This window comes from Sphingopyxis sp. (genome assembly GCF_016463645.1).
Taxonomy (GTDB): Bacteria; Pseudomonadota; Alphaproteobacteria; order Sphingomonadales; family Sphingomonadaceae; genus Sphingopyxis.
This window is the reverse complement of sequence record NZ_JAEMQX010000147.1, coordinates 1-8,204: the sequence shown is the minus strand read 5'-3', so window position 1 is coordinate 8,204 and position 8,204 is coordinate 1. Positions and strand designations below refer to the sequence as shown.

The following is an 8,204-nucleotide window of genomic DNA, read 5'->3' as shown; positions in this document are numbered from 1 at the left end:
GTCCAGCGCGCCGCCGCACTGTCCCAGTCTGCGCCGACGACCTTGCTGTCGAAACGGATGCGCTCGCGGATATGGCGCTCGTCGACGATGCGGTTCAGATATTCGAGGATCGACGGGCCGTCGGCGATCGACTTTTCATGCTTCCACGGTTCGAAGACAAAGCCGAGGGTGTGCATGTCGCTGTCCGAACGGATGCCGGGGTAGCGGAAGAGATCCCAGGTGCCGCCCAGTTGTTCGCGGCGCTCGACGAGAGAAAAGCTGCGGTCGGAGCAGTTCATCTGCAAATGAACCGCCATGCCGATGCCCGAAATGCCAGCGCCCACGATCAGCACATCCTGATCGACCGGTGCAGCTTTCGCATCCGCGGGGCGTTCCGTCGTCGCCGTGCCTGCCATGCTGTCGTCTCCCATCTGTCTTTGAGGTCAGCTTACGCACCGCGTTGCATTTTGCAATCGAATTGGCAGTCGCGAAACTATGGCCCGAGGGGCGGGTCTCCCTTGTAGCTGTCACATTATTGTCATAGGGGCGAAACCCGTTTGTAACCGTTCGGCCATGATGCCGCATCAACTATAGGAAAGGATTGATCTTCATGCGCCAGATCGCGGTCCTGCCCTATCGATTCGGCGGCCCGGCGCAGGACGGCCCGACCGAAATCCTGCTCATCACGTCGCGCGAGACGAAGCGCTGGGTGGTGCCGAAGGGCAATCCGCTGAGCGGGATGACGCGCCACGCCGCCGCAGCGATCGAGGCCGAGGAAGAGGCGGGCGTGATCGGTGCGGTCTGTCCGACGCCGATCGGCAGCTATGAATATCGCAAGCGCCGGGCGAACGGCGCGTCGATCATGTATAATGTCGAGGTCTTTCCGCTCGCTGTCACCAACGAACTCGACGACTGGAAGGAAATGGACGAGCGCGACCGCAAATGGTTCTCGTTCAGCGACGCGGCGTCGGCGGTCGACGAGCCCGATTTGCAGGCCTTGATCCGCTCCTTTGGCGACAGCGGCTTTCGCGCCGTCGCCCAACCGCGCGGTGTCGCCGAAAATGTAGCAGACAAGACAGGGGTTAGCTGGATGTTCGCATGGTTTCAGCGTTTGCTGCCGCGACAGGGAAATTTCTTCGAACTATTCGAAAGTCACGCCGCGACGCTCGTTGCTGGGGCGAACGCGCTGTCGCGGATGCTGCAGGGCGGCGAGGGCATGGCCGACCATGTCCAGGAAATCATCGAGCGCGAGCATGACGCCGACGCGATCACCCGCGAGGTGCTCCAGACCGTCCGCCGTACTTTCCTGACGCCGTTCGACCGCAGCGCGATCACCGACCTGATCGCTTCGATGGACGATGCGATCGACGAGATGCAGAAGACCGCGGGCGCGGTGGATCTGTACGACGTCACCGAATTCGAACCCGAAATGCGCGATATTGCGGGCATCATCGTCGACGCCGCGCGCTTGACCGCCGAGGCGCTGCCGCTGCTCCGCAATATCGGCGCCAACGGCCCGCGCCTCCACGAACTCACCGAACGGCTGGTCCGCATGGAAGGACACGCCGACGAGATCCACGCGGCAGGCCTCAAGCGCCTGTTCCGCGAGCATGGAGAGGCGAACCCGACGCGCTTCCTGATTGCGCGTGAGCTGTTTCGCCACCTCGAACGCGTCACCGACAGTTTCGAGGATGTCGCGAACGAAATCGACGGCCTGGTCATCGACCACGCGTAAGCGGAGGGCGTTCTCATGCACGAACTCGCTTTCCCGCTCCTCGTCGGCCTCGTCATTCTCGCGCTGGCGTTCGACTTCCTCAATGGCCTGCACGATGCCGCGAACAGCATCGCGACCGTCGTTGCGACGCGCCTGCTGCGTCCTGTGCAGGCGGTGTTGTTCGCGGCTTTCTTCAACTTCGCCGCATACTTCCTGTCGATTATCTTTCCCGAACTGCACAAGGTCGCCGAGACGATCGGCAAGGGGATCATCGACAAGGATCTGGTGACGCCGGCGGTCGTGTTCGGTGCGCTCGTCGGCGCGATGTTCTGGAATGTCGTCACCTGGCTCAAGGGTATTCCCTCGTCGTCGAGTCATGCTCTGGTCGGCGGCATCGTGGGCGCGGGTGTCGCGCATGCGGGGTTCGAGGGGATCGAGTGGACCGGGCTCAACAAGACGGTCGTCGCGATCTTCCTCTCGCCCTTGCTCGGCATGATGCTCGCGATGCTGGTGATGCTCGTCAGCAGCTGGGCGCTGCGCCGCGCGACCGCGAGCTTCGCCGAAAAGACTTTTCGGCACCTGCATCTTTTATCGTCGGCCGCCTATTCGATCAGTCACGGCCTCAACGACGCGCAAAAGACGATGGGGATCATCACGGTCCTCCTCTACTCGACAGGCTATCTGGGCGGCGAATTTCATGTGCCGCACTGGGTCGCGTTCAGCTGCTATATTGCGATTGCGCTCGGCACGCTTTCGGGTGGGTGGAAGATTATCGAGACGATGGGCGGCCGGATCACCAAACTGTCGCACCATCAAGGCTTCGCCGCCTCGACCGGCGGCTCGATCATGGTGTTTACCGCGAGCCTGCTCGGTATCCCGGTGTCGACGACGCACACGATCACCGGTAGCATTATCGGTGCGGGCGTTGCGCGCCGGGCGAGCGCGGTACGCTGGGGCGTCGCGGGCAACGTCGTCGCGGCATGGTTCATCACCATCCCCGCGAGCGCGGTGGTGGCGGCCGCCTTTTACGGGGTCACCCGGCTGTTCTAGCTGTTTCCGCCGGGCAGCTTTGCAAAGCAGCCGCAATCCGGTCAGCCTCCGCCTGATCCACGCCCGAAATCTGAAGCTCGCCGCCCAGGATCGGTTCGTTCACGTGCGGTTCGCTGACGACCCGGCCATCGACGCGGATCGGCAGCGGCTTGCCGATATTGGCGGCCGTCATTTTCGCCAGCGCGTCGCGAAGCGCGGCGGGCAGGGTGATGTTGACGATGGGCAAGCCGCTGAGAGCCTCGACACTGGCCGTCGCTTTGACCGGACCTGCTCCGCAGAGGTCCAGATTTCCGATCCATATGCCCTTTTTCGCGGTGGCGCCGGTTTCGCCGACAGCTTGCGCCGCCAGCGTGGCGGGGAAGAAACATAGCGCGGAGGCCAGAAGGACAGGGATCAAATTCGGCCGCATCTTTGAACCTTTCATATGAATTGCACCGCCGATGTCACCGCGGATGATAATCTACGCTGGCTCCTCCGACCATCCTCACCGGTAGATAGAGGCCATTGCCATAGGCCTTGATCTCGCCGGTCTCGAAGCCGTCGATGCGGGTGCGAATCACAAAGATACCCTCGCGCCGCTTGTTGACCGCACGTTTGATCTTGCCCTGCAATTCGCCGAGGTCGCGGGTGAAATTCTGCGTCAGGGCTTCGGCGATCAGCGGCGCGAAGCCCTCGCTGCGTCCGAGCAGGATCAGCAGGTCGCCTCCGACCCCGTCGGTGTCGCCGTTGATGACAAGGTCCGTGAAATGCACCTCGGCTGACCCGGGCTTGTTGACCGGGATCGCGGTCATCCAGATGCGCCCGCGGGTCGGCTCGCCCGAGCGGATTTCCAGCTTTGCATCGACATCGACGCCGACCGCAATTCGGCCCCCCTCGGCGCCATAGATGGTCGACTTGCCGAACTTCACCATCATGGAGCCGAGCTTCGGCAGCACGAACGGGCGCGCCGAACGTATGGCAAGCGCCCGGTCGACGACGGGCTGCAATTGCGCATAGTCGGCGATCACCGGGACGCGCACGTCGAGATGGGGTTTCGGCGCTTCGCGAACGAGGCGGGGCAGCGGCGTGGGCGTCGGATCGGCAGGGCGGCCCGAGACGAAGGTCTCGGTGATCGCCTCGAGTCCGAGGTTGAGCTTCATCCGCTGCCCGTCTATCCGGTAGCCACCATAGAGGATGCGCTGCGGCGTCACGCGCATCCACACCGGCGGATTTTCGTGGTTGAGTTCGAGCGATGTGAAGCTCTGCCGCCACACATCGCCCGCCTGTTTGCGGATATCGATCTTCGCGATCTCGCGGTTCACCTCGCGCTCGACGCCCGCCACGACCGGTTTCAGTTTCGTGTCCGCCTGATCGGTAAAGGTGATGCGCCGTCCGAGGAAGTCGATCCCGGGTGCCTTGGTCCAGCCATAAGTGATGCGCGCCTTGCCCTGCGTGCGCCAGTCGGGCGTCAATTCGATACGGACGCGGGCGTGTGCCATCGCCACGCCGGTCGCGGTCTCGCCCTTCAGCACCCCGCCGACGTCGCGCGCGCTGATGCTTGCATGAAGCGGCATGTCGACGACGAACTCGTTGCCTTCGCCATGCAGCCGCAGCGGTCCGCGCGTCACCTGACCGATGATCGTGCAGGCGATCGGAGGCGTAACCTTTACCTTCTTGCCGAAAACCTTGACGCGCTGGGGCTTCACGCAAGCCCGCTCGCGCTGGTTGATCGTCCATAAGGTTCGCGGCACCGTGCGTTCGAGCGCCTGCTTGAGCGCGGCCGTGTTGCCGTTGATCGGCACCGCGATCAACGATCTCTGCGTGGGGGAGGGCGCCTCGTCAGTGGCGCGCGCCGGGGCTTCGACTTTTGTCTGGCGGTCGCAACCGGTCAGCAGTCCGATCGATAACAGCGCTACAAACGCTCTGGCATGCATGGTACGATCCCTGTTCGATGTCTCCGGGTAACATCGAACGGGGTAAAGCCGTTCCAATATTGTGCCTCAGGCTGCGACCACTCCGAACAGGTCATGCTCGTCGGCGTCCTCGATCTCGACATCGACGATGTCGCCGGCTTTCAGCGTCGCCGCGACATCACGGAGATATACATGGCCATCGATCTCGGGCGCGTCGGCCTGTGAACGGCCGGTGGCGCCGATGCTGCCGTCTTCGTCCGCCTCGCCGACTTCGTCGATGATGACGGGCAGCGTGCGGCCGATCTTGGCTTCGAGCTTTGCGGCGCTGATTGCGGCGGTCTTGGCCATGATGCGCTGATAGCGTTCTTCCTTGACCTCTTCGGGCACCGGATTGTCGAGCGCATTGGCCTGCGCACCCGCGACGGGCTCGAAGCGGAAGGCGCCAACGCGGTCGAGCTGGGCTTCGTCGAGCCAGTCGAGAAGATACTGGAAATCGGCCTCGGTCTCGCCGGGGAAGCCGACGACGAAGCTTGAGCGGATCGCGATGTCGGGGGCGATCTGGCGCCAGCTCTTCAGCCGTTCGAGTACCTTCGCCTCGTTCGCGGGGCGCTTCATGCGCTTGAGGACGCTCGGGCTCGCGTGCTGGAACGGGATGTCGAGATACGGTGTCAGTAGCCCTTCGGCCATCAGCGGGATCACCGCGTCGACGTGCGGATAAGGGTAGACATAGTGGAGGCGCACCCACGGGGCGTTGCCATCGCTCGTCTTCAATTGGCCGAGTTCGCGCGCAAGGTCGGTCATGTGCGCGCGCACTTCACGGCCGTGCCACTGGCGCGGGTCGTGCCGGATGTCGACGCCATAGGCCGAGGTGTCCTGGCTGATTACCAGCAATTCCTTCGTGCCCGCCGCGACGAGCTTCTCGGCCTCGCGCAGCACCGCGTCGATGCGGCGCGATACCAGTTTTCCGCGGAGATCGGGGATGATGCAGAAGGAGCAGCTGTGGTTGCAGCCTTCGGATATCTTCAGATAGCTGTAGTGGCGCGGGGTGAGCTTCAGGCCGCCCTCGGGAACGAGGTCGACGAACGGGCCCTGCGTCGGCGGTGCGGCGTCGTGGACGGCATCGACGACCTGTTCATACTGATGCGCGCCGGTGACCGCGAGCACGCCCGGGAAACGGGCGCGGATCACCTCGGCCTCGTTGCCCATGCAGCCGGTGACGATGACGCGGCCATTCTCGGCTATCGCCTCGCCGATCGCCTCGAGACTTTCTTCCTTCGCCGAGTCGAGGAAGCCGCAGGTGTTGACGAGCACGACGTCGGCGCCCGCGTAATCGGGCGACAGGCCGTAGCCATCGGCGCGGAGCTTGGTCAGAATCCGTTCGCTGTCGACCAGCGCCTTGGGGCAGCCGAGCGAAACCATGCCGACCTTCGGCTGGGTGGGGAGCGTTTTGACTGTCATGATTGGCGGCGCCCATAGTCGATTTCGCGGCCCTTGTCACGCGCGGTGCACACGGGCATGGAGCGCGCGGTTCGGATGAAAGGATAAAGGCGATGGCGATCGGGGCGTTTGCGGCGATTTCGGCGGCGATGGCTGTTGCGGCGGGCGCGTTCGGCGCGCACGGTGCGTCGGGCCCGCAGGAGGCCGAATGGCTGCGCACCGGCGGGCTCTACCAGCTCGCCCATGCCGTCGCGGCGCTCGCGATCATGGGCTTCGCGCGCGGGCCGGCGACCATGCTCCTCGCCGGAGCGGCGATCTTTTCGCTGACCCTCTATGCGATGGCGCTCGGCGCCCCGCGCTGGCTGGGTGCGGTGACGCCGATCGGCGGCGGCCTGCTGATCATCGGCTGGCTGTGGGCGGGCTGGCTCTACTGGCGCGCCTAGGCATCAGCCGCCGGGGACATTCGCCTCGCATTCCTCGCAGTTGATCACCTCGACGATCTGGTCGCCATGCTCGAGCCGCTGCGCCTCGGGTTCCCAGAAGCCGTAGGGCTTGCCCCCGCGATAGATGCGCAGGCCTCGCCCGCCGCTGGCAAGCTGGTCGATGCTGCTACCTACTTCTTCTCCGCTCACGGTCCGCTCGCGAAGCTGGACGCGGCCGCCCACGCTGGCGAGGTCGGCCATATAATCGGCGACATGTTCGCCCTGCGCCGATCCGGCGAGCAGAAGGCCCGTGAAGCTGACGGGGTTGATGACATTGTTCGCTCCCGCCTGCCGCGCGAGCAGTTCGTTGTCCTGCGCGCGAATGACGACGCTGATCGGAACGTGCGGTGCGAGGTGGCGGACGGTGAGCACGATGAGGATCGAGCTGTCGTCGCGCCCCGCGGATACCAGCACCGATTGCGCTTCGTTGATCCGCACATCGACCAGCGTGTCGTCGTTCGACGCATCGCCCTCCAGCACGTTGCAGCCGGCAGCTTCCGCGGCGTTGATCCGGTTGCGTGCCTGGTCGATCACGACGATGCACGACGGATCGGTACCGCGCGCGATCAGTTCGCGGACCGCCTCGGCGCCGCTCGTGCCATAACCCAGCACGACGATATGATTGGTGAGCTTTGCCTGGATGCGGGCCATACGCCATTTTTCCCATGTGCGCTTGATGACGAAATTATAGGCGGTGCCGACGAAGATGAAGAGCACCATGATACGGATCGGCGTCACGATCACCGCTTCGATCAGCCGCGAACGGTCGGACACCGGGGCGATATCGCCGAAGCCGGTCGTCGTGACCGAGATCATCGTGAAATAGACGACGTCGAGAAAGCTGATCTGGCCGTCGTGGCTGTCCTTCAGCCCCGCGCGGTCGATCCAGTGGACGAGCACGACGATCGCGATGAGGAAGAAAGCGACGCCGAGGCGTGTGATGACGTCGGCCCAGATCGGCCATTTGCTCGCGCGCTTCAGCAGGTGAAAGCCGCTCTGGATCTGGAGCTTTGGGTTCGGCCGCTTGCTCATCGCGGCCCTTGTGCCAAAGCCTTGCGCCGAACGCTAGCCGCCATAGGCGCCGCGCAGCGCGGCGAGCGAGGCATCGTGGGTCAGGTCGAGCTGAAGCGGGGTGACCGAAATATATCGGTCGTCGATCGCCTCGAGATCGCTGTCATGCCCGAGGCTGTGTTCGATGCCGTGGAGGCCGAACCAGTAATAGCGATAGCCGCGCGGATCGGTCCCTTCGACGATCGAACCACGGCCATAATCGTGGAAGCCCTGGCGCGTGACGCGGATGCCCTGTACGTCGGCGGCGGAAATCGCGGGAAAGTTGATGTTGATCAGCGTGCGCGGCGGCATCTCCTGGTCGAGGAGCGGCCGCAACACCTTGGCGCCCCATTGCTCCGCGGCCTCGAAAGGCACGCTGTCGCCCATGCCTTCCCTGGCATAAACCTGACTGAGCGCGATCGAGCGGATGCCGGCCAGCGCGCCTTCGATCGCGGCGGACACGGTGCCCGAATAGGTGATGTCGTCGCCGAGGTTGGCGCCGCGATTGACCCCCGAGAGAATGAGATCGGGCTTTTCGGGCATCAGCTTGCCGATCGCCATCATCACCGAATCGGTCGGGGTGCCGCTGCACGACCAGCG

Annotated in this window: 9 protein-coding genes; 3 read left to right on the top strand and 6 right to left on the bottom strand. The window is 64.2% G+C overall.

Translation table 11 applies throughout. The annotated features are described in order from the left end of the window. The coding region (locus JHC57_RS19470; RefSeq protein WP_294032212.1) for an NAD(P)/FAD-dependent oxidoreductase at positions 1–395 on the bottom strand (395 nt) is incomplete at its 3' end. A gap of 194 nt (positions 396–589) precedes the next feature. Between JHC57_RS19470 and JHC57_RS19465 the strand changes: the two genes are divergently transcribed. Both JHC57_RS19465 and JHC57_RS19460 read left to right on the top strand, forming a co-directional pair. Next, complete coding sequence (locus JHC57_RS19465; RefSeq protein ID WP_294032210.1) at positions 590–1,714, top strand: DUF47 family protein; 1,125 nt, start codon at positions 590–592, stop codon at positions 1,712–1,714. Between the two features lie 15 nt (positions 1,715–1,729). Further along, positions 1,730–2,743 carry an inorganic phosphate transporter gene (locus tag JHC57_RS19460; protein WP_294032208.1) on the top strand — a complete coding sequence of 338 codons (1,014 nt, stop codon included), beginning with the start codon at positions 1,730–1,732 and terminating at the stop codon, positions 2,741–2,743. Here the strand turns inward: JHC57_RS19460 and JHC57_RS19455 are convergent. From JHC57_RS19455 to rimO, 3 genes are all read right to left on the bottom strand, one after another. Next, entirely contained in the window at positions 2,727–3,167 is a 441-nt protein-coding gene (locus JHC57_RS19455; protein WP_294032206.1) for a hypothetical protein, read from the bottom strand. The genes JHC57_RS19460 and JHC57_RS19455 overlap by 17 nt on opposite strands. Before the next feature lie 19 nt (positions 3,168–3,186). Beyond that, positions 3,187–4,656 carry a DUF4403 family protein gene (locus tag JHC57_RS19450; protein WP_294032204.1) on the bottom strand — a complete coding sequence of 490 codons (1,470 nt, stop codon included), beginning with the start codon at positions 4,654–4,656 and terminating at the stop codon, positions 3,187–3,189. A 66-nt stretch (positions 4,657–4,722) separates the two neighbouring features. Continuing rightward, entirely contained in the window at positions 4,723–6,093 is a 1,371-nt protein-coding gene (rimO, locus tag JHC57_RS19445) for a 30S ribosomal protein S12 methylthiotransferase RimO (RefSeq protein ID WP_294032203.1), read from the bottom strand. Positions 6,094–6,185: 92 nt separating this feature from the next. Here rimO and JHC57_RS19440 point away from each other — a divergent pair, with 92 nt between their 5' ends. Further along, on the top strand, positions 6,186–6,515 hold the full coding sequence (locus JHC57_RS19440; RefSeq protein WP_294032201.1) for a DUF423 domain-containing protein: 330 nt from the start codon (positions 6,186–6,188) through the stop codon (positions 6,513–6,515). 3 nt (positions 6,516–6,518) lie between these two features. Here JHC57_RS19440 and JHC57_RS19435 read toward each other — a convergent pair whose 3' ends face one another. Then, on the bottom strand, positions 6,519–7,586 hold the full coding sequence (locus JHC57_RS19435; protein ID WP_294032200.1) for a TrkA family potassium uptake protein: 1,068 nt from the start codon (positions 7,584–7,586) through the stop codon (positions 6,519–6,521). A gap of 33 nt (positions 7,587–7,619) precedes the next feature. After that, positions 7,620–8,204: 5'/3'-nucleotidase SurE (gene surE / locus JHC57_RS19430; protein WP_294032198.1), on the bottom strand; the 585-nt coding region annotated here is incomplete at its 5' end.